Annotated in this window: 19 protein-coding genes and 1 tRNA gene; 13 read left to right on the top strand and 7 right to left on the bottom strand. The window is 70.0% G+C overall.

Annotated features, from left to right (window positions below):
- Positions 1–28: 28 nt before the first annotated feature.
- The 5 genes from ABZ078_RS08140 (at position 29) to ABZ078_RS08160 (ending at position 6,042) form a co-directional block, all read left to right on the top strand.
- Positions 29–838: a siderophore-interacting protein gene (locus ABZ078_RS08140; protein ID WP_356572806.1), complete on the top strand. Its 810-nt coding sequence runs from the start codon at positions 29–31 to the stop codon at positions 836–838.
- A gap of 153 nt (positions 839–991) precedes the next feature.
- On the top strand, positions 992–2,434 hold the full coding sequence (gene desA / locus ABZ078_RS08145) for a lysine decarboxylase DesA (protein WP_356572808.1): 1,443 nt from the start codon (positions 992–994) through the stop codon (positions 2,432–2,434).
- A gap of 22 nt (positions 2,435–2,456) precedes the next feature.
- Entirely contained in the window at positions 2,457–3,704 is a 1,248-nt protein-coding gene (locus tag ABZ078_RS08150; protein WP_356572810.1) for a SidA/IucD/PvdA family monooxygenase, read from the top strand.
- The gene (locus ABZ078_RS08155; protein WP_356572812.1) at positions 3,701–4,273 is read left to right on the top strand and encodes a GNAT family N-acetyltransferase; all 573 of its coding nucleotides are present in this window, start codon (positions 3,701–3,703) and stop codon (positions 4,271–4,273) included. Before ABZ078_RS08150 ends, ABZ078_RS08155 begins: the two co-directional genes overlap by 4 nt.
- Positions 4,270–6,042, top strand: coding sequence for an IucA/IucC family siderophore biosynthesis protein (locus ABZ078_RS08160; protein WP_356572814.1), 1,773 nt, complete (start codon positions 4,270–4,272; stop codon positions 6,040–6,042). Before ABZ078_RS08155 ends, ABZ078_RS08160 begins: the two co-directional genes overlap by 4 nt.
- Before the next feature lie 63 nt (positions 6,043–6,105).
- On the opposite strand, the gene ABZ078_RS08165 is transcribed toward ABZ078_RS08160, so the two are convergent.
- Positions 6,106–7,695, bottom strand: a complete 1,590-nt coding sequence (locus tag ABZ078_RS08165; protein WP_356572857.1) for a beta-N-acetylhexosaminidase — start codon at positions 7,693–7,695, stop codon at positions 6,106–6,108.
- Positions 7,696–7,790: 95 nt separating this feature from the next.
- On the opposite strand from ABZ078_RS08165, the gene ABZ078_RS08170 reads away from it, so the two are divergent.
- Positions 7,791–8,690, top strand: a complete 900-nt coding sequence (locus tag ABZ078_RS08170) for a DUF4429 domain-containing protein (protein ID WP_356572816.1) — start codon at positions 7,791–7,793, stop codon at positions 8,688–8,690.
- A gap of 13 nt (positions 8,691–8,703) precedes the next feature.
- Here ABZ078_RS08170 and ABZ078_RS08175 read toward each other — a convergent pair whose 3' ends face one another.
- Positions 8,704–10,269, bottom strand: coding sequence for a metallophosphoesterase family protein (locus ABZ078_RS08175; protein ID WP_356572818.1), 1,566 nt, complete (start codon positions 10,267–10,269; stop codon positions 8,704–8,706).
- A 186-nt stretch (positions 10,270–10,455) separates the two neighbouring features.
- Here ABZ078_RS08175 and ABZ078_RS08180 point away from each other — a divergent pair, with 186 nt between their 5' ends.
- Both ABZ078_RS08180 and glmS read left to right on the top strand, forming a co-directional pair.
- Positions 10,456–10,713, top strand: a complete 258-nt coding sequence (locus ABZ078_RS08180) for a hypothetical protein (protein ID WP_037673904.1) — start codon at positions 10,456–10,458, stop codon at positions 10,711–10,713.
- A gap of 12 nt (positions 10,714–10,725) precedes the next feature.
- Positions 10,726–12,543: a glutamine--fructose-6-phosphate transaminase (isomerizing) gene (glmS, locus tag ABZ078_RS08185; RefSeq protein WP_356572820.1), complete on the top strand. Its 1,818-nt coding sequence runs from the start codon at positions 10,726–10,728 to the stop codon at positions 12,541–12,543.
- 150 nt (positions 12,544–12,693) lie between these two features.
- Here glmS and ABZ078_RS08190 read toward each other — a convergent pair whose 3' ends face one another.
- Together ABZ078_RS08190 and ABZ078_RS08195 are read right to left on the bottom strand one after the other, a co-directional pair.
- Positions 12,694–13,254, bottom strand: a complete 561-nt coding sequence (locus ABZ078_RS08190) for a GPR1/FUN34/YaaH family transporter (protein WP_356572822.1) — start codon at positions 13,252–13,254, stop codon at positions 12,694–12,696.
- Positions 13,255–13,404: 150 nt separating this feature from the next.
- Positions 13,405–13,932 (bottom strand): universal stress protein, encoded by a 528-nt coding sequence (locus tag ABZ078_RS08195; RefSeq protein WP_356572824.1) that lies wholly within the window; start codon positions 13,930–13,932, stop codon positions 13,405–13,407.
- 360 nt (positions 13,933–14,292) lie between these two features.
- Between ABZ078_RS08195 and ABZ078_RS08200 the strand changes: the two genes are divergently transcribed.
- From ABZ078_RS08200 to ABZ078_RS08215, 4 genes are all read left to right on the top strand, one after another.
- Positions 14,293–14,607: a hypothetical protein gene (locus ABZ078_RS08200; RefSeq protein ID WP_356572826.1), complete on the top strand. Its 315-nt coding sequence runs from the start codon at positions 14,293–14,295 to the stop codon at positions 14,605–14,607.
- Between the two features lie 377 nt (positions 14,608–14,984).
- Positions 14,985–16,226, top strand: coding sequence for a helix-turn-helix domain-containing protein (locus tag ABZ078_RS08205; protein ID WP_356572828.1), 1,242 nt, complete (start codon positions 14,985–14,987; stop codon positions 16,224–16,226).
- Positions 16,227–16,379: 153 nt separating this feature from the next.
- Positions 16,380–16,982, top strand: a complete 603-nt coding sequence (gene orn, locus ABZ078_RS08210) for an oligoribonuclease (RefSeq protein ID WP_356572830.1) — start codon at positions 16,380–16,382, stop codon at positions 16,980–16,982.
- 116 nt (positions 16,983–17,098) lie between these two features.
- Positions 17,099–17,171 (top strand) — tRNA-His (locus ABZ078_RS08215).
- Positions 17,172–17,204: 33 nt separating this feature from the next.
- Here ABZ078_RS08215 and ABZ078_RS08220 read toward each other — a convergent pair.
- The 3 genes from ABZ078_RS08220 to ABZ078_RS08230 form a co-directional block, all read right to left on the bottom strand.
- Entirely contained in the window at positions 17,205–17,480 is a 276-nt protein-coding gene (locus tag ABZ078_RS08220) for an alpha/beta hydrolase (protein ID WP_356572832.1), read from the bottom strand.
- On the bottom strand, positions 17,468–18,013 hold the full coding sequence (locus tag ABZ078_RS08225) for a hypothetical protein (protein ID WP_356572834.1): 546 nt from the start codon (positions 18,011–18,013) through the stop codon (positions 17,468–17,470). The genes ABZ078_RS08220 and ABZ078_RS08225 overlap by 13 nt, the downstream gene beginning before the upstream one ends.
- 474 nt (positions 18,014–18,487) lie before the next feature.
- Complete coding sequence (locus ABZ078_RS08230) at positions 18,488–19,543, bottom strand: LacI family DNA-binding transcriptional regulator (protein WP_356572836.1); 1,056 nt, start codon at positions 19,541–19,543, stop codon at positions 18,488–18,490.
- 380 nt (positions 19,544–19,923) lie between these two features.
- On the opposite strand from ABZ078_RS08230, the gene ABZ078_RS08235 reads away from it, so the two are divergent.
- A complete protein-coding gene (locus ABZ078_RS08235; protein ID WP_356572838.1) occupies positions 19,924–21,246 on the top strand; it encodes an ABC transporter substrate-binding protein in 1,323 nt (440 codons plus the stop codon).
- Positions 21,247–21,389: the final 143 nt, after the last annotated feature.

Consider the following 21,389-nt stretch of genomic DNA (forward strand, 5'->3'; position numbering starts at 1 on the left):
ACCCTGACGCCGATTCAGGAGTTACCCCGTGAGCACGACCGTAGCCGCCCCGTTCCGTTTCTTCTCCCTGCACGTCGTACGGACGCGGCGGCTCGGTCCGTCCATGGTCCGGGTCACCTTCGGCGGGCAGGATCTGCGGTACTTCTTCTCCGACGGGCGTGACCAGTCCCTGTCGCTGTTCCTGCCGCATCCCGGCCAGCGCGAACCGCAGGTTCCGATCGAGCTCGGTGACGACTGGTGGCAGGGGTGGCGTGAACTGCCCGAGGACGTGCGGGCCGTGATGCGCTCGTACACGCTTCGGGCCCTGCGCCGCCACCCCGACGAGATCGACATCGACTTCGTCCTGCACACCCCGGCGGGCCCCGCCTCCCGCTGGGCCTCCCACGCCACCGCCGGCGACCGGGTCCTGCTGCTCGGCCCGGCGATCGCCGACAACCGGGCGATCCGCTTCCGGCCGCCCGAGGACACCGACCTGGTGGTGATCTGGGGCGACGAGACCGCCGTACCCGCCGTCGCCGCCATCCTCGAATCCCTGCCCGCCGGCACCCGCGCCCGGGTGTGGCTGGAGGTGCAGGACGCCGGGACCGTCCAGGACCTGGCGACCGAGGCGGACGCCGAGATCGCCTGGCTCGTCCAGGAAGAGGCACTCGACGCCATCCGCGCCGCCCGACTGCCCGCCGCCGAGCACCCGTACGTCTGGATCGCGGGCGAGTCGGGCAGCGTGAAGGCGCTGCGCCGGCACTTCGTCGGTGAGCGCGGCGTCGACCGGCGCCGGGTCACCTTCGTGGGCTACTGGCGGCAGGGGCTCACCGAGGAGCAGTTGCGCGAGCAGGGCTGACCGCCCCTGAAAGCAAGGCAATTGGGCATCCACTGCGACTGAAGTGATCGTAGTCACCCTTGGTGCTGCCGTAAACCAAGGTTAGTTAGGTTAGGCTTACCTAAGTTGAACCCCACGGCACTTCACGGCACGTCCCCACCGGAGGACCTCCCCATGCGCTCGCACCTGCTCAACGACACGACCGCGGAGCAGTACCGCCGCTCCGTGACCGAAGGCATCGAGCGGGTGGCGGCCAAACTCGCCACCACCGACCGTCCGTTCACCGGCGTCGCGGTCGACGCCCTCGCCCCCACCATCGACGCGATCGACCTCGACAAGCCGCTGCTCGACACCGCCGCGGTCCTCGACGAGCTGGAGGACGTCTACCTCCGGGACGCGATCTACTTCCACCACCCCCGCTACCTCGCCCACCTCAACTGCCCGGTCGTCATCCCGGCCGTGCTCGGCGAGGCGATCCTCTCCGCCGTCAACTCCTCCCTCGACACCTGGGACCAGTCGGCCGGCGGCACCCTCATCGAGCGCAAGCTCATCGACTGGACGACCGACCGCATAGGGCTCGGCGAGAACGCCGACGGCGTGTTCACCTCCGGCGGCACCCAGTCCAACCTCCAGGCGCTGCTGCTCGCCCGGGAGGAGGCCAAGACCGACAGCCTGGCGAAACTGCGCATCTTCGCCTCCGAGGTCAGCCACTTCAGCGTGAAGAAGTCGGCCAAACTCCTCGGGCTGAGCGCGGACTCCGTGGTCTGCGTCCCGGTCGGCCACGACAAGCGCATGCAGACCGTCGCCCTCGCCCACGAGCTGGAGCGCTGCAGGAAGGACGGCCTGGTCCCCATGGCCGTCGTCGCCACCGCCGGCACCACCGACTTCGGCTCCATCGACCCGCTGCCCGAGATCGCCGAGCTGTGCGAGCAGTTCGGCGCCTGGATGCACGTAGACGCCGCCTACGGCTGCGGTCTGCTGGCGTCCCTGAAGTACCGCGACCGCATCGACGGCATCGAGCGCGCCGACTCGGTCACCGTCGACTACCACAAGTCCTTCTTCCAGCCGGTGAGTTCCTCCGCCGTGCTGGTCCGCGACGCCGCCACGCTGCGCCACGCCACCTACCACGCGGAGTACCTCAACCCGCGGCGCATGGTGCAGGAGCGCATCCCCAACCAGGTGGACAAGTCCCTGCAGACGACCCGCCGCTTCGACGCCCTCAAGCTGTGGATGACCCTGCGCGTGATGGGCGCCGACGGCATCGGGCAGCTTTTCGACGAGGTCTGCGACCTGGCGGTGGAGGGCTGGAAGCTGCTGGCGGCCGACCCCCGCTTCGACGTCGTCGTCGAGCCGAGCCTGTCCACCCTGGTCTTCCGCTACATCCCGGCGACCGTCACCGACCCCGCCGCGATCGACCGCGCCAACCTGTACGCCCGCAAGGCCCTGTTCGCCTCCGGTGACGCCGTGGTCGCGGGCACCAAGGTGGGCGGCCGCCACTACCTGAAGTTCACCTTGCTCAACCCCGAGACGAAGGCGGCCGACATCGCCGCCGTCCTCGACCTGATCGCCGGCCACGCCGAGCAGTACCTGGGAGAATCCCTTGACCGCGCGTCCTGACAACCAGACCCCCCTTTCTGCGATGCATGACTTCGTGGGGATCGGGCTCGGCCCCTTCAACCTCGGCCTGGCCTGCCTCACCGAGCCGATCGCCGAACTCGACGGCGTCTTCCTGGAGTCGAAGCCCGACTTCGAGTGGCACGCGGGGATGTTCCTGGACGGCGCCCACCTCCAGACCCCGTTCATGTCGGACCTGGTCACCCTGGCCGACCCGACCTCGCCGTACTCCTTCCTCAACTACCTGAAGGAGAAGGGCCGGCTGTACTCGTTCTACATCCGCGAGAACTTCTACCCCCTGCGGGTCGAGTACGACGACTACTGCCGCTGGGCCGCGAACAAGCTGAGCAGCATCCGCTTCAACACGACGGTGACGGAAGTCCGGTACGAGGACGAGCACTACGTGGTGAAGACGGCCACCGGTGACACCTACCGCGCCCGCCACCTCGTCCTCGGCACCGGCACCCCGCCCCACATACCCGAGGCGTGCCAGGGCCTGGGCGGCGACTTCATCCACAACTCCCGCTACCTTCAGCACAAGGCGGAGCTCCAGAAGAAGGACTCGATCACGCTGGTCGGCTCCGGCCAGTCGGCCGCCGAGATCTACTACGACCTGCTCAGCGAGATCGACGTCCACGGCTACCGGCTGAACTGGGTCACCCGCTCCCCGCGCTTCTTCCCGCTGGAGTACACCAAGCTCACGCTGGAGATGACGTCACCGGAATACGCCGACTACTTCCGCGAGCTGCCGGAAGCCACCCGCTACCGGCTCACCGCCGAGCAGAAGGGCCTGTTCAAGGGCATCGACGGCGACCTGATCAACGCGATCTTCGACCTGCTCTACCAGAAGAACCTCGGCGGCCCGGTCCCCACCCGGCTGCTCACCAACTCCGCGCTCACCGGCGCGACGTACGAGAACGGCACGTACACCCTCGGCTTCCGCCAGGAGGAGCAGCAGAAGGACTTCGAGCTGTACTCGCAGGGTCTGGTCCTGGCCACCGGCTACAAGTACACCGAGCCGGAGTTCCTCGCCCCCGTCAAGGACCGCCTGGTCTACGACTCCCAGGGCAACTTCGACGTCGCCCGCAACTACGCGGTCGACGTCACCGGCCGCGGCGTCTTCCTCCAGAACGCCGGCGTCCACACCCACAGCATCACCAGCCCGGACCTGGGTATGGGCCCGTACCGGAACGCGTACATCATCCGGGAGCTGCTCGGCACCGAGTACTACCCGGTCGAGAAGACCATCGCGTTCCAGGAGTTCGCCGTATGAGCGCGACAGCCGGTACCGGCATCGGTACGTTCACCATCCGCCCGCTCGACCCCCTGAAGGACGCCGAGCTGCTGCACCGCTGGGTCACCGACCCCAAGGCGGCCTTCTGGATGATGCAGGACGCGAGGCTCCAGGACGTCGAGCGCGAGTACATGCGGATCGCGGCGCACGAGCACCACCACGCCTACCTGGGCCTGCACGACGGCGTACCGGCCTTCCTGATGGAGACGTACGACCCGCGGTACGTCGAGTTGGTCGGCCTGTACGACCCCGAGCCCGGCGATGTCGGCATGCACTTCCTGGTCGCCCCCACCGACCGCCCGATCCACGGCTTCACCAAGGCCGTCATCACCGCCGTCATGGACGAGCTGTTCGCCGACCCGCGCACCCGCCGGGTCGTCGTCGAGCCCGACGTGAGCAACAAGGCCGTGCACGCGCTGAACGAGGCCGTCGGCTTCGTGCCCGTACGCGAGATCGACAAGCCGGAGAAGCGCGCGCTGCTGAGCTTCTGCACGCGTGAGCGCTTCTTCAACAGGCACAGCCTGGCTTCCCGAGGAGTAGCCGTATGACCCTGTCCGACGCCGTGGCGCATCTGTCCCCCCATCGCTGGGCGCGGGCCAACCGCCTCCTGATCCGCAAGGCGCTCGCCGAGTTCACCCACGAGCGCCTCATCACCCCGGAGGCCGCCGGCGACGGCACGTACGTCGTCCGCAGCGACGACGGCCTGACCCGGTACACCTTCACGGCCGTGATCCGCGCCCTCGACCACTGGCAGGTCGACGCCGACTCGATCACCCGCCACCGCGACGGGGCCGAACTCCCGCTCGCCGCCCTGGACTTCTTCATCGAGCTCCAGAAGTCCCTGGGCCTGAGCGACGAGATCCTGCCGGTCTACCTGGAGGAGATCTCCTCCACTCTCTCCGGCACCTGCTACAAGCTCACCAAACCGCAGATCCCGGTCGCCGAGCTGGCCAGGTCCGACTTCCAGGCCATCGAGACCGGCATGACCGAGGGCCACCCCTGCTTCGTCGCGAACAACGGGCGGCTCGGCTTCGGCATCCACGAGTACCTGTCGTACGCCCCCGAGACCGCGAGCCCGGTCCGGCTCGTCTGGCTCGCGGCACACCGCTCGCGTGCCGCGTTCACGGCCGGTGTCGGCATCGACTACGAGTCCTTCGTACGGCAGGAGCTGGGCGAGGAGACCGTCGAGCGCTTCCACGGCGTCCTGCGCGAGCAGGACCTCGACCCCGCCGACTACCTCCTCATCCCCGTCCACCCCTGGCAGTGGTGGAACAAGCTCGCCGTCACCTTCGCCGCCGAGGTCGCCCGGGGGCACCTGGTCTGCCTGGGCGAGGGCGACGACGAGTACCTGGCCCAGCAGTCGATCCGGACCTTCTTCAACCGGTCCAGCCCCGAGAAGCACTATGTGAAGACGGCCCTGTCCGTCATCAACATGGGCTTCATGCGCGGGCTGTCCGCCGCCTACATGGAGGCCACGCCCGCGATCAACGACTGGCTGGCCCAGCTCATCGAGGGCGACCCGGTGCTGAGGTCCACCGGACTGTCGATCATCCGTGAGCGTGCCGCCGTCGGCTACCGGCACCTGGAGTACGAGGCGGCGACGGACCGCTACTCGCCGTACCGCAAGATGCTGGCCGCGCTGTGGCGGGAGAGCCCGGTCGGCTCCCTGAAGGAGGGCGAGTCGCTGGCCACCATGGCCGCCCTCGTCCACGTCGACCACGAGGGCGCGTCCTTCGCGGGCGCGCTGATCGAGCAGTCGGGGCTGACGCCGACGGAGTGGCTGCGCCGCTACCTGCGGGCGTACTTCACGCCGCTGCTGCACTGCTTCTACGCCTACGACCTGGTGTTCATGCCGCACGGCGAGAACGTCATCCTCGTCCTGAAGGACGGTGTCGTCGAACGCGCGATCTACAAGGACATCGCCGAGGAGATCGCCGTCATGGACCCGGACGCGGTGCTGCCGCCGACGGTCGAGCGGCTGCGCGTGGACGTCCCGGAGGACAAGAAGCTGCTGTCCGTGTTCACGGACGTCTTCGACTGCTTCTTCCGCTTCCTCGCCGCGAACCTCGCCGCCGAGGCGATCCTGGAGGAGGACGACTTCTGGCGGACGGTCGCCGAGGTCACCCGGGACTACCAGCACTCGATGCCCGAACTCGCCGACAAGTTCGAGCAGTACGACATGTTCGCCCCCGAGTTCGCGCTGTCCTGCCTCAACCGCCTCCAACTGCGTGACAACAAGCAGATGGTGGACCTGTCGGACCCGGCCGGCGCCCTGCAGCTGGTGGGCAACCTGAAGAACCCCATCGCGGGGCTGTGACGGCCCTCCACAGACAGACGGGCACCTCCGCAGTACGGTCCTGCGGGGGTGCCCGTCAGCATGTCAGCCCCGCTGAGCGGGCCAAGGAACCTGCGGCGACCGGTAGTAGCCGATCCCCAGCGCCTCCCACCGCGGCCCCTGCGCCGCGAGCCGCACCTTGTAGGCGTCCCAGTCGTGCGTGGCGGCCGGCGACCAGCCGAGCTCGGCGACGCCCGCCAGCCTCGGGAAGGCCATGTACTCGATGTCGGCGGACTTGCTGATCGTCTCCGTCCACAGCGGGGCCTCGACGCCGCGGACGGCCGAAGCGGGTGCTCCCGGAAGGTAGTCGCCCGGGTCCCAGTCGTACGAGCGCTTCACCTCCACCAGGCCCGCCCAGTCCAGGCCCAGCGGGGTGTCCGCCGTGTACTTCATGTCGAGGTAGATCCGGTCGGCCGGGGACAGGATGATCCCGGTCCCGCCCCGCGCCGCCGCCGCGACCCGCTCCTTCTCCTCGGCACCCGTGCCGTCCAGCCCCCAGTACTGGGCGAGCGCCCCCTTGGCCGGGGTCGCCCCGGTCAGCTGATGCCAGCCGATCACGGTCTTCCCGTACCCGGCGACGATCGGCTGCACCCGGTCCATGAACTTCACATAGTCCTCGTGGCTGGTGGAGTGCGCCTCGTCCCCGCCGATGTGCAGGTACGCGCCCGGCGTGAGCGCGGCGAGCTCCCGGATCACGTCGTCCACGAAGTCGTACGTGATCTCCTTGCCGACGCACAGCGAGCTGAAGCCGACCTCGGTGCCGGTGTAGAGCGCAGGCGCCACGCCGTCGCAGTTCAACTCGGCGTACGAGGCGAGGGCGGCGTTGGTGTGGCCGGGCATGTCGATCTCGGGGACGACCTCCAGGTAGCGCGAGGACGCGTACCGGACGATCTCCTGGTAGTCGGCCTTGGTGTAGTGGCCGCCGGGGCCGCCGCCGACCTGCGTCGAGCCGCGGTAGGTCGCGAGACGCGGCCAGGAGTCGATGGCGATGCGCCAGCCCTGGTCGTCGCTGAGGTGCAGATGCAGCTTGTTGATCTTGTAGAGGGCGAGCTGGTCGATGTAGCGCTTGACCTGGTCGACGGTGAAGAAGTGCCGGGAGACGTCGAGCATCGCGCCGCGCCAGCCGTAGCGCGGGGTGTCCTTGATCGTGCCGCCCGCGACCAGCCAGGGGCCGGGCTGGACGGAGTCCTTCTCGACGGCCGCCGGGAGCAGTTGGCGCAGGGTCTGCACACCGTGGAAGAGGCCGGCGGGCTCGGCGGCCGTGAGGGTGACGCCCTTGCGGCCGCTGTCGAGGCGGTAGCCCTCGGCGCCGAACGGGCCCTTGGCGAGGCGCAGCCGGATGCCGCCGCCACCGCGGGTGGTGACGGGGAGGCGGTAGCCGGTGGAGGGGCGGAGGACGGCCGCGAGGTACTCGCCGACGCGGCGGGCCTCGCCGGAGTCGTCGACGCGGATGTGCGTGTCGGGGGTGATGCGGTAGGGGGATCCGCCGGGGGCGACCGACGCGGGCGCGGGGACCACGCGGTCGAGCGGGGTGGACGGTGCCGGTCGTGCGGGAGCGGCCCCTGTAGCGGAGACGCCCGTCGCGACCAGCAGCAGGGAACCGAGAAGGCGGAGCGTTCTGTGGTGCTGTCTCACACGGTCGTCTCTCACGAGCGTGTCCCTTCCATGAGCCGTTGAGCCCCAAGAGGTCTGGACCACTCTCTCGTGAGACGGGTGGAACAATCCACCCCATGGCGGAAATCCTCCAGAAGGACGGCACGTGGGTCTTCGACGGCGACGCCCTGCGGCTGACCCCCGGACGGGACAAGAACGTCAGCCTGTTCCGCAAGGCGCTGGGTGAACTGGTCGTCCCGCTCGGGGCGTTGGCGGGCGTCTCCTTCGAGCAGGGCAAGAGGGCCGGGCGCCTCAGGCTCCGCCTGCGCGACGGCGCCGACCCGCTGCTGCACGCCACCGGCGGCCGCCTCACCGAGCCCCACGACCCGTACCAGCTGATCGTCGAGTCCGACCGCTACGGCGTCGCCGAGTACGTCGTGGACGAGGTGCGCCAAGCCCTGCTGCTGGACCAGGTCCCCGCCGACCCGGTCGACGCGTACCTCCTGCCGGGCCCCTCCGTGCCGCTGTCGGTCTCCGCCGGGGACGGCACCGCGAGCTTCGACGGCGACCAGGTCCGCCTGGAGTGGAACTGGAAGACGGAGGACGCCAAGGCCGCCGCCGGCACCCGCACCCTCGCGCTGGCGGACATCGCGGACGTGGAGTGGCAGCCGGCGGTGGGCCTGGAGAACGGCTACCTCCGCTTCGTCGTGCGGAACGCGCGCACCAAGACCCCGCCCAAGTACGACCCCCACTGCGTGGAGCTGTGGGGCTTCAAGAAGGACCCGCTGATGGCCCTGGTCGCGGCGGCGGTCCAGGCCCGCCTCCCGCACCCGGCCACGGCCACGGCCACCGCGGCGGACGTACAGGACGCACGGTCGCGACCGCCTTCCGCGTCCTCCGCGCCGGCCGCACCCGCCGAGGACGACCACGACGCCCTCCTGCGCCGCCTGCGCGAACTGGGTGAGCTGCACCGCGCGGGCGTGCTGACGGACGAGGAGTTCACGCTGGCCAAGCAGGCCGTCCTCAAGCGGATGTAACGGGCCTGCGGGTCTACTTGGCCCTGCGGGCCACCGTGAAGTGGTCGATCCGGTCCCCGGTCTCGGCGATGCCCTGGACCCGCAGCGTGGCGTACCGGCCCGGCGGCGCGGGCGTGACGTCGACGCGCAGGAACGAGTAGTCGAGATAGCGCACCCGGGACCAGGCGACCGTCTCGTCGCGCTTGCCGTCCTTGAGGTTGACGAACGAGGCCACGGAGTCGACCTCGTGCTCGTGCCCTTCGTACGAGTCCGGCGCGCTGAACGCGTACAGGCCGCGGCCCGCCGCACCCGCGGTCACGTACACCACGCCCTCGGTCTCGGGGTAGGCCGTGCCGCCGATCGGGAGCTTCTTGGCGACCTCGCCCGCCTTGATGACGTCGGTGCGCTCGTACTGGTGGTTGTGGCCGTTGATGACCAGGTCCACCTGGTACTTCTCGAACAGCGGCACCCACTCCTGGCGTACGCCGCCTTCCGAGGCGTGCGACGTGGAGGTGCAGTACGCGCAGTGGTGGAAGAACACGACGACGAAGTCGATGTCCTGCGCCGCCCGGTACTTCCTCAGCCGCGCTTCCAGCCACGTGGTCTGGGTGCCGCCGGAGATGCCGAGGTTGGCCGGGATCTCGAAGGAGACGTCGTTGGGGTCGAGCGAGATGATCGCCGTGTTGCCGTGGACGAAGGAGTAGACGCCCGGCAGGTTCCTCCGGTCCGGCCCGTTGTCGGGAAGGGTGAAGCGGGCCTCCTGGCCGCCGTAGCCGTTGGGCGAGTACCAGGCCTCCATGTCGTGGTTGCCGTAACTCACCATCCACGGGACGGACTTGGCGACCGTCTCGGTCTGGGCGAGGAACTGGTCCCAGATGCGCGAGTCGAAGCCCGTGTCGGATGCCTTGCCCTGGCCGGACGGGTCGCCGTAGGCGATGTCGCCGGCGTGCAGGTGGAAGGCCGGGTTCTGGCCGAGGATGAGACTGTCGTTGGCGAGCGCGTGATAGCTGACGCCCTGGTCGCCGAAGGCCGTGAAGGTGAAGGGCGTCTTGTCCGCGGGGGCGGTGGTGAAGGTGCCGAGGGTGCCCAGCAGGTGGGGCTCGGCGGGGTCGAAGCCCGGGTGGCCGACGCCGTAGTAGTACGTCCTGCCGGGGCGCAGGCGGGTCAGCTCGGCGTGCACGTAGTACTGGGTGTGGTCGGCGCTCGCGCCGACACCGGCCGGGGTGTGGAGGGTGCGCACCTCGGCCTCGATCCGGTGGGAGAGGTCCCAGGGGTGGGCGCCGATCCGGACGAACGGCTTCCGCACCGCGACCGGGACCTGCCACGAGATGGTCATCTCGGTCCGCGGATCGCTGCCGTAGGCGAGGTGGCGGCCGAAGGGGGCGACGAGCGCGCCGTCGACCGACTCGGTCGCCGCAGCGGTGCGGGCGGTCGGTACGGCCGCCCGGGCGGTGGCGCCCGGGACGAAGGCGCCGCCCGCGACGGCGCCGAGCGTGACGGCGCCGCCTCTGATCATCGTGCGCCGGGAGAACGCGGCGCGCAGGTACGCGTGCTGCTCGGCCATGCTCATGCGCTCGGCGAGCCGCTGGGGTACGCCCATACGAGGAATGTCCATGGCGACCAAAAATCGACACCTCGGGCAACGGAATGCCGGACGTCCGGTGGACGCCTCACGAACAAGCCCTCATGACGGGTTCAACGTTCCCCCAAGGGATTCCCGCAGCCCTCTGCCCGAAAGCGGGCAGAATTCTTGCGAAAGCGCCGCCGGTGCCCCAGGATCTACCGGGTGCACGACGAACTCGTTGATCATCTGACGCGGTCCACCCCGCTCAACCGGGGTGAGGCGCTGCGCGTGATCCAGGACGTGCTCGCCTACTTCGACGAGACGACCGAGGAATACGTCCGTCGCCGCCACCGCGAGCTCCAGGCCCAGGGCCTGGTCAACGCGGCGATCTTCGAGCGGATCGAGGCGGATCTCAAATATCGCGCGGTGGCACCGCCGGAGCTCTCGCTCAGGCAGCTGCGGCGCATCGTCTACGGCTAGGACTACGTATATATGTGCGGAATCGTCGGTTACATCGGGAAGCGTGACGTAGCACCCCTGCTGCTGGAGGGCCTCCAGCGCCTGGAGTACCGCGGCTACGACTCGGCGGGCATCGTCGTCACCTCCCCGAAGGCGGCGGGCCTGAAGACGGTCAAGGCCAAGGGGCGGGTCCGCGACCTGGAGGCCAAGGTCCCGGCGCGCTTCAAGGGCACGACCGGCATCGCCCACACCCGCTGGGCCACCCACGGCGCCCCCTCCGACGTGAACGCCCACCCGCACCTCGACGCCGAGGGCAAGGTCGCCGTCGTCCACAACGGCATCATCGACAACGCCTCCGACCTGCGCCGCAAGCTGGAGGCGGACGGCGTCGAGTTCCTCTCGGAGACCGACACCGAGGTCCTCGTCCACCTCATCGCCCGCTCGCAGGCGGAGAAGCTGGAGGACAAGGTCCGCGAGACCCTCCGGCTCATCGAGGGGACGTACGGCATCGCCGTGCTGCACGCCGACTTCCCGGACCGCATCGTCGTCGCCCGCAACGGCTCCCCGGTCGTCCTCGGCATCGGCGAGAAGGAGATGTTCGTCGCCTCGGACATCGCCGCCCTGGTCACCCACACGCGGCAGATAGTGACGCTGGACGACGGCGAGATGGCGACCCTCAAGGCCGACGACTTCCGCACCTACACGACCGAGGGCACCCGCACCACGGCCGAGCCCACCACCGTCGAGTGGGAGGCCGCCTCGTACGACATGGGCGGCCACGACACCTACATGCACAAGGAGATCCACGAGCAGGCCGACGCCGTGGACCGCGTCCTGCGCGGCCGCATCGACGACCGCTTCTCCACCGTGCACCTCGGCGGCCTCAACCTGGACGCCCGCGAGGCCCGCCGGATCCGCCGGGTGAAGATCCTCGGCTGCGGCACCTCGTACCACGCGGGCATGATCGGCGCCCAGATGATCGAGGAGCTGGCCCGCATCCCCGCGGACGCCGAGCCGGCCTCGGAGTTCCGCTACCGCAACGCGGTCGTCGACCCCGACACCCTGTACATCGCCGTCTCCCAGTCCGGTGAGACCTACGACGTCCTCGCGGCCGTGCAGGAGCTGAAGCGCAAGGGCGCGCGGGTCCTGGGCATCGTGAACGTGGTGGGCTCGGCGATCGCCCGCGAGGCCGACGGCGGCATCTACGTGCACGCCGGCCCCGAGGTCTGCGTGGTCTCCACGAAGTGCTTCACCAACACCACGGTGGCCTTCGCGCTCTTGGCGCTGCACCTGGGCCGCACCCGCGACCTCTCCGTGCGCGACGGCAAGCGCATCATCGAGGGCCTGCGCAAGCTGCCGGGGCAGATCTCCGAGATCATGAAGCAGGAGGAGGAGATCGAGAAGCTGGCCAAGCAGTACGCCGACGCCCGCTCGATGCTCTTCATCGGCCGCGTCCGGGGCTACCCGGTCGCCCGCGAGGCCTCCCTCAAGCTCAAGGAGGTCTCCTACATCCACGCCGAGGCCTACCCCGCCTCCGAGCTCAAGCACGGCCCGCTGGCCCTGATCGAGCCCGCCCTCCCGACGGTCGCGATCGTCCCCGACGACGACCTGCTGGAGAAGAACCGCGCCGCCATGGAGGAGATCAAGGCCCGCAGCGGCAAGATCCTCGCGGTGGCCCACCAGCACCAGGAGAAGGCCGACCAGACGATCGTGGTCCCGAAGAACGAGGACGAGCTGGACCCGATCCTGATGGGCCTCCCCCTCCAACTCCTCGCCTACCACACGGCCTTGGCCCTGGGCCGGGACATCGACAAGCCCAGGAACCTCGCGAAGTCGGTAACGGTCGAGTAGCGCCCCCGTCAGGGGCGCGGGGAACTGCGCGACCAGCCCCCACGCACCCGCACAGGCCAACGAAACAGAACGGACCCCCACGTGATGCCACCATTCACGGGGGGTCCGCCCATATCGCCGGGGAGCCGCCCAACTCCCCAGCCTGCGCAGCTAACCGGTGGCCGTCACTCCCCGGCCCGCAGCGCGTCGAGGCAGCGCGGTCGGCCAGTGGGCCAGAGCCGCGGTCGCCGCGTACCAGGCCACCGCCCCCGCGGCGACGGCGAACCAGCCACCCACCTTGGTGAGCCCGTCATTGCCGGCGAAATCGGCGATCGCCATGAGCGACAGGGCGACGAAGAACAACCCGTACGCACCCTTCCCGAGCTGGTCCCCACCCGCGAGCGTGAGGGACAGCACCACAAGGGCGAACAGCAACAGGAACAACCCGGCCGCGTTGGCGGAGCCCTCGGCGGAGACCGCCCACGTGAACCAGAGGGCGCCGAGCGCCACGAACGCGGTCCCGTTCGCGGTGTCGTGGTCGCGGAGGGCCATCAGGCCGGCGACGAAGAGGGCAATGCCGCCCACGTACTGGGCGATTGATACGGCGTCAGCGGCCGAGACACCGTCGATCACGCCGGTGTACCCGAGCCCGAAGGCCAGCAGGGTGATGCCCAGGGCGAGTCGGCCGACCACGGTGGTGATTCCGCTTCCCGCGGAGACGTCGTTGTCCACGGCGGGCTCCCTTCATGCATGTGCAGTTGTACGGTGAGCGTTATATGCCCTTCACAAGGGCACAAACACCTCTACGCGCGAGTAGATTCGTGCGCTGCACAAAGGGGGCGGCCGCTTCCCAGGCGGCATCTCACCTGGGCCAACGACGAGTTACGGAATGACAACGACGGGCCGCTTCGCCCGCTTCGCGAGCCGCCCGGCGACGGAGCCGAAGATCCGCCCGACGAGCCCGTGCGTGGAGCCGACGACGATCGCGTCCGCCTCGTACTCCCGCCCGACCTCCTCGAGTTCGTGGCAGATGTCGCCGCCGCGCTCGACGAGGATCCAGGGCACCTCGGCGAGATAGTCGGCGCAGGCGAGTTCGAGGCCGAGCACCTCGGTGCGGTGGTCCGGCACGTCGACGAAGACCGGCGGCTCGCAGCCGGCCCACACCGTGGTGGGCAGCCGGTTGGCGACGTGGACGATGATCAGGCCCGACCCGGAGCGATGAGCCATGCCGATGGCGTACGCCAGGGCGCGCTCACTGGAGGTGGAGCCGTCGAAGCCGACGACTACGCCGTGCTTGAAAGCGGGGTCGCAGGACTGGCGTGCCTCTTCCGCCGCCAGGGGATCGGCCGCCGTGGGGTCGGCGACCGGCCGCTTGCGGTCCGCGGGTTCGAAGAATTCGTGACCGGCCATGGCTGTCTCGGCGTAGTGATCCTTTATGGGTGGGCCCGCGAGCGGAGCTCGCTGACGGATCCAGCAGTGTGCGGCGGAGCTGTGTCCGGGAATGGTCTTCCCAACCCCATACCCCAAGGGTACGGCGGCACGCCTCCTTAAACCCAGATCCCCGCTCACGGTCGCTGCGGGTTCCAGGGAGCATGCACGAGGGGACGCCCGTAACGCAATGGTTGCTGCGGTGTACAGGCGGTTTGCACAGGATTCACTCACCGCTACGGTCATGACCGCCACCGGTACGGCCCCGCACCAGTGACCGACCGCCCGAACCGGCGTTGATCCCCGTGATCCACCCCCCAGGGAGCCCAGGAGCACGCATCCATGACCGGACCCCGCACCCCCTCCGAGGACAGCGCCACCGTGGTCCGGTGGGCGGTCTTCAGCTGTGTCCTGGTCCCGGTGGTCCTCCTTTGGTACGGCACCTCCCTGGCCGGCGCCACGGGCACGGCCCTCGGCCTCGCGGCCGTGACGGCGGTCTGCCGTGTGCTGCTGCGCGAGTCGGAACGCGGTGCGGCGCGGATGAGGGACGAGGATCGCGCCACCCAGTCGACGTCGCGCCGCGGCCGTCACCACAGGACCGGAACCGGAGCGCATAGAGGCGGACGTCACACTGGGGGAAATACACCGGCCGGTTGACCGGTTTCCGCGCACAGGAACGCTGCTTTTCAGCCAACTTCCGCCGTGCCCGCACCACCCCCTCAGGACACCCCCCAACCCCCGTTCCACCTGCACGGAAAGGGTCCCCGGGGTGCTGCGCACCCTACGTGGTTTGGCCACTGCGACAAGGCGCACTTCCCTGCACGGCCTGGGAGTGCAACGCTTCGTGATCGAATGCTTCACGCCAAGTTGCCAAGTCGACAATGTGCCGAGTGCCGAACCGGCCACTGCGGCGCGACGCGACACAGTAGATTCGATCTTGACTGTCTACGGCGGGGGACTCGTGCAGGACCGAGGGGAAACGTGCAGGAGCGACACAACCGAGGAGCCGCGACCACCGAGGGGGGCTTAGCAGTATGAGCCACGACTCCACTGCCGCGCCGGAAGCCGCGGCCCGGAAGCTTTCCGGGCGACGCCGCAAGGAGATCGTCGCGGTGCTGCTGTTCAGCGGCGGTCCCATCTTCGAGAGTTCCATACCGTTGTCGGTGTTCGGGATCGACCGCCAGGACGCCGGCGTGCCGCGCTACCGCCTTCTGGTGTGCGCGGGCGAGGACGGCCCGCTGCGGACCACAGGGGGCCTGGAACTCACCGCGCCACATGGCCTGGAGGCGATCGCGCGGGCGGGCACGGTCGTCGTGCCGGCCTGGCGTTCGATCACCTCACCGCCGCCCGAGGACGCGCTCGACGCACTGCGCCGGGCGCACGAGGAAGGCGCCCGCATCGTCGGACTGTGCACCGGCGCCTTCGTCCTCGCCGCGGCCGGCCTGCTGGACGGCCGACCCGCGACGACGCACTGGATGTACGCACCGACGCTGGCCAAGCGCTACCCGTCGGTGCACGTGGATCCACGGGAACTCTTCGTGGACGACGGCGACGTACTCACATCGGCGGGTACGGCGGCCGGAATCGATCTCTGTCTCCACATCGTGCGGACGGACCACGGCAACGAGGCGGCGGGGGCCCTGGCCCGCCGTCTGGTGGTCCCGCCGCGCCGCTCCGGCGGTCAGGAGCGCTACCTCGATCGATCTTTACCGGAGGAGATCGGCGCCGACCCGCTGGCCGAGGTCGTCGCCTGGGCGCTGGAGCACCTCCACGAGCAGTTCGACGTGGAGACGCTGGCGGCACGCGCCTACATGAGCCGCCGTACGTTCGACCGCAGATTCCGCTCGCTGACGGGCAGCGCCCCGCTCCAGTGGCTGATCACCCAGCGGGTGCTGCAGGCGCAGCGCCTGCTGGAGACGTCGGACTACTCGGTGGACGAGGTCGCGGGCCGCTGCGGCTTCCGTTCGCCGGTGGCGCTGCGCGGCCACTTCCGCCGCCAGCTCGGCTCGTCGCCTGCCGCGTACCGGGCGGCGTACCGGGCACGGCGCCCCCAGGGCGAGCGGCAGACGGACGCGGAGTCCATGGTGGGCCAGACCGCGGCACCGTCGGGCCCGCCGCCGTCCCCGTACCCGGAGGGCGGCCCGGTCCCGTTCCAGACCCGCCGCTCCCCGGCACCCGTGGGCGGCTCCGCGCCCCTGTCGGTGGCGTCGGACAACGGCCGCGAGGCGTACGCGACGGGCAGGGCCAGCCTGCCGGGCCAGCGCAGCGGGTCGTGACCTTGTGACGCCGGGCGGGTGTATGCGGCCCGTCCGGCGTTCGAGGACGAGGCCCTTCAGGCCGAAGCGGGGGTTCAGGGGGACAGCGCCTCCTGGTACGCCGCCTGCGACACCGGGCATCCCAAAAGCGGACGTCAGCTTTAGGGTGGTCGCATGAACGATCGCATGGTGTGGATCGACTGCGAGATGACCGGCCTCTCGCTGTCCGACGACGCGCTCATCGAGGTTGCCGCCCTCGTCACCGACTCCGAGCTGAACATCCTCGGCGAGGGCGTGGACATCGTCATCCGCCCGCCCGAGTCGGCGCTGGAGACGATGCCGGAGGTGGTGCGTCAGATGCACACCGCGTCCGGACTGCTCGCCGAGCTCCCCGGCGGCACGACGCTGGCGGACGCCGAGGAGCAGGTCCTGGCGTACGTGCGCGAGCACGTGAAGGAGCCGGGCAAGGCCCCGCTGTGCGGCAACTCCGTCGGCACCGACCGCGGCTTCCTGCTGCGCGACATGCCGACGCTGGAGGACTACCTCCACTACCGGATCGTCGACGTCTCGTCGATCAAGGAGCTGGCCCGCCGCTGGTACCCGCGTGCCTACTTCAACAGCCCGGAGAAGAACGGCAACCACCGCGCCCTCGCCGACATCCGCGAGTCCATCGCCGAACTCCGCTACTACCGCGAGGCCGTCTTCGTACCGCAGCCCGGGCCGGACTCGGAGACCGCGAAGTCGATCGCCGCGAAGCACGTTCTGCCTGCTCAGTAGGCGCGCGAGGGGCTCGCGTGGGGGCGCCGCGAAAGCCGTGCGCGAGCACCCCTTCGGACCCTGTACACTTTTTCTCGGCCGGTCGGGGACTCCACAAAAGTCGATCACCGGTCATGGTGGGTGTAGCTCAGCTGGTAGAGCACCTGGTTGTGGTCCAGGATGTCGCGGGTTCGAGTCCCGTCACTCACCCTGAACGACTGAGGGCTGGTCCGTGCGAACGGGTCAGCCCTCAGTCATGTGCCCACCGTTGGGAACACCCCGGTCTCGCGCCGCGCACAGGACGTCGTCGGCGGGGAGCCGCCCTGTCCTCAGGAAGTCGTTGACGTGCCGGTCGACACATGGCACCGGAGTCAGCCCTTCCGCCCCACGGCCGTAGACCCCGTGCGCACGGATGTCGGCCGTGACCAGACGGGACCCGGCGAGCCGGCGATGCAGCTCCAGCGCTCCGGCGTAGGGGACGTTGTTGTCACGACGGGCCTGCACCGTCAGGACGGGCACGGAGTTGGCGACGGCGGTCCCCGGCTCGCGCGGAGCGGTGGGCCAGCCGCCGGCCGGCCAGCCCCGTCACCGCACATGAACAGCGCCCCGCCGACCATGCTGTCCGCCGGCTCCGGGGAGGACAGCAGATCCAGCAGGGCGGACAGGTCCGGGCCGGGTTCGGTCAGGTCGCCGGCCGCCGCGGCGGACAGGTCGCGGACCACGGACGCGAGGGCGGCATCGTACTCCTGATGCTGGATCAGCTGACGGAGCAGCAGACGCAGGACGGGGGCGTTCAGACGGCCGCCCGCGACCCGGAGAGGACGCCGCTCGGCCTCGGCGAGCATGCCCCGCACGGTGGCGCGCACCTCACGGGCCGTGCGGCCGAGCCCGTAGCGGGCGTGCTCCCGGGCGGCCGGGACGGCCCATTCGTCGAGCCCCGCCTCCAGAGCCGCGCCCGCGCTGCGGAACAGGTCGTACTGGGTGCGCGCCGGGTCCGTCGAGGAGTCGATGACCATGCGGTCGACGCGCCGGGGAAAGCGCTGGGTGTACACGGCGCCCAGGTCCGCGCCGCAGGAGACGCCGTAGTACGACAGCCTGCGCTCGCCCAGCGCGGCGCGGATGACGTGTCACGGGCCACGTTGCGCGTGGTCGCGTGCGGGAGGAAGGCGGCCGCCGGTCGGCAGCGCTCGGCGAGATCCCGGGCGGAGCGCACGGACGCCTCGAAGTCCTGCCGGGGCGACGTCGACTCGCCGGGGGAGGGCCGCGGACCGGCCGGGAGGCAGCGCACGGGGGTGCTCGCACCGAGGTATCTCGGGTCGAAGCCGATCAGGTCGTACCGGTCGGCCGTCTCCCCCCAGGGTCGGGCGCAGCGCGAGGGTACTGGCGAGACCGGTGCCGCCCGGGCCGCCCGGATTGGAGAGCAGGACGCCACGGCAGTGCCGCTTGTCCCGGGCCTCGATGCGGGAGACGGCATGCCCGCGCCGCTCGGAGCACGTGACGAGCACGGCCCCTCGGGCACGCCCTCGTCACGACGACGCCCGCGTCACCAGCTCCGTGGCCAGTACCACCTGCGGGCGCTCCAGGACCCGGGCGACCGCGGGGCGGCGGTCGGCGATCTCCCCGAGGAGGAGGTCCAGCATCCGGCGGCCCATGTCCTCGATGGGCTGGCGGACGCTGGTGAGGGGCGGGTCCATGTGGCGGGCTATGGCCGAGTCGTCGTAGCCGACGAGGGCCACGTCGTCGGGGATGCGGCGGCCCGCCTCGCGCAGGGCCTGGCGGGCGCCCGCCGCCGTCACGTCGGAGGCCGCGAAGACCGCGTCCAGGTCGGGGCAGCGCTCCAGGAGGGCCGCCATCGCCCGGACGCCGCCCTCCTCCGTGAAGTCGCCCGCCTCGATCAGCCGCTCGTCCACGCCGTACCCGGAGTCGCTCAGCGCGTCGCGGTAGCCGTCGACGCGGCGCTGGGCGCCGTAGACGTCGAGGCGGCCGGTGATGTGGGCGATGCGGGTGCGACCGCGGGACAGCAGGTGCTCGACGGCCGAGCGGGCGCCGCCGTAGTTGTCCGAGTCGACCGAGGTCAGGGTCTCCCTGGCCGATCTGGGGCCGCTGATCACCGCCGGGATCTCCAGCTGGGCCAGCAGGTCGGGAAGGGGGTCGTCCGCGTGCACCGAGACCAGGAGCACTCCGTCGACGCGGTGCGCCGCCAGGTACTGGGCCAGCCGGCGCCGTTCCCGGTCGCTGCCCGCGAAGATCAGCAGAAGCTGCATCTCGGTCTCGGCGAGTTCGGCGCCGACGCCCTTGAGCATGTCCGAGAAGTACGGCTCCGCGAAGAAACGGGTCTCCGGCTCGGGGACGACCAGCGCGATCGCGTCCGTGCGGTTCGCCGCGAGGGCCCGGGCCGCCGTGTTCGGGACGTAGCCGAGTTCCGCCACCGCCGCTTGCACCGCCGCGCGCGTGGCGTCACTGACCCGTGGCGAACCGTTGATCACCCGGGAGACGGTGCCGCGGCCGACGCCCGCGCGGGCCGCCACCTCTTCGAGGGTGGGCCGGCCGCCGCTTCGGCCCCGCGCTCCGTGGCTTGCCATTGGGCTCCGCCTTCCGCCGTTGTCTTCACGCTGGCCTGGAATTTAACAGTCCCGTCAGGGAGAGTGACCGCCCCTGGGGACAGCCGCCCCCAGGTCCCGCCCCGGCCTCGACGGCCTCGCCCTCAAGCGCCGGACGGGCTCAAGTGGGTCCAGCTAACGGCCCGATAACTGAACGCATCTCTCCGCGTCGACTCCCTTGACACCCCCGCTCGGACCGGCGAACCTTCAACACATCACATGTGGGAGCGCTCCCACGGTACCTGACACATACACATCCCGCACGTTCCCCGCCCGAGCCGCAGCGATGCAAGATGACGTTTCAACGGGCCCAACAAAGCCGTTGGCCGGGGGGTCGGCACGTCAGGCAACAGGAGGACGCAATGCGCACGAGTACCCGCGGGTCCCGTCGGCTGGTGGCCCTCGCGGCCGCGGCCGCGCTGACGACAGGGCTGCTCGCCGGCTGCGCCGAGGACTCGGACGACGGCTCTGCGGACGAGGGCGGTGGCAACGGCGGCGGCAAGACCACCCTCACCGTCGGCACCTTCGGCACCTTCGGCTACAAGCAGGCCGGCCTCTACGACGAGTACATGAAGCTCAACCCCGACATCACCATCAAGGAGAACGTCACCACCCGCACCGACGTCTACTGGCCCAAGGTCCTCACCCGTCTGCAGGCCGGCGCCGGTACCGACGACATCCAGGCCATCGAGGTCATGAACATCACCGAGGCCGTGCAGACGCAGGCCGACAAGTTCGTGGACCTCGGCAAGGAGGTCGACAAGTCCCAGTGGCTGGACTGGAAGAACGCCCAGGCCACCACGGAGGACGGCAAGCTGATCGGGCTCGGCACCGACATCGGCCCGATGGCGATCTGCTACCGCAAGGACCTGTTCGAGAAGGCCGGCCTGGAGACCGACCGCACCAAGCTCGCCGCGCAGTGGAAGGGCGACTGGGGCAAGTACGTCGACCTGGGCAAGGAGTACATGAAGAAGGCGCCCAGCGGCACCAAGTTCGTGGACTCCGCCTCCTCGGTCTACAACGCGGCCCTCGGCGGCGAGCCCGAGCGCTACTACAAGACGGACGGCACCGTCGTCTGGGACGAGTCGGCGAGCGTCAAGAAGGCCTGGGACGTCGCCATGGACGTGGCGACCAGCGACATGTCGGCGAAGCTGAAGCAGTTCGACAAGCCGTGGGACCAGGGGTACGCGAACGGCACCTTCGCCACGGTGGCCTGCCCGGCGTGGATGATGGGCTACATCCTGGAGAAGTCCGGTGACTCGGGCAAGGGCAAGTGGGATGTGGCGGCGGCGCCGACCGCGGCCAACTGGGGCGGCTCGTTCATAGGCGTGCCGACGGCGAGCAAGCACCAGAAGGAGGCCATCGCGCTGGCGAAGTGGCTGACCGCACCCGAGCAGCAGGCGAAGGTGTTCGCCAAGCAGGCGAGCTTCCCGTCGACCCCGTCGGCGTACCCGACCCTGAAGCCGGCGGCGGCCACCATGGAGTACTTCTCGAACGCGCCGATCACGGAGATATTCTCCGGCTCCGCGAAGACCATCCCGACCCAGTACTTCGGCATCAAGGACCAGCCGATCAACACCGCGCTGACCGACGTCGGCATCCTCCAGGTCGAGCAGAAGGGCAAGAGCCCTGACGAGGGCTGGGACGCGGCCGCCGAGGAGATCAAGGACGTGCTCGGCCAGTGACCAGCCCCAAGCAGGCCCTCGCGCACTCCGCGTCGAGCGCCGACGCCGCGCCCGGTGCCCGTGGACGTACCGCCTTTGGGTGAGGTCATGGTCCCCCTAGGCGAGAGCGCGGGCAAGATAGGGGTTCGCCGTCGGGCGGACGG

It is taken from the genome of Streptomyces sp. NPDC006385 (genome assembly GCF_040612485.1).
Classification (GTDB): Bacteria; Actinomycetota; Actinomycetes; order Streptomycetales; family Streptomycetaceae; genus Streptomyces.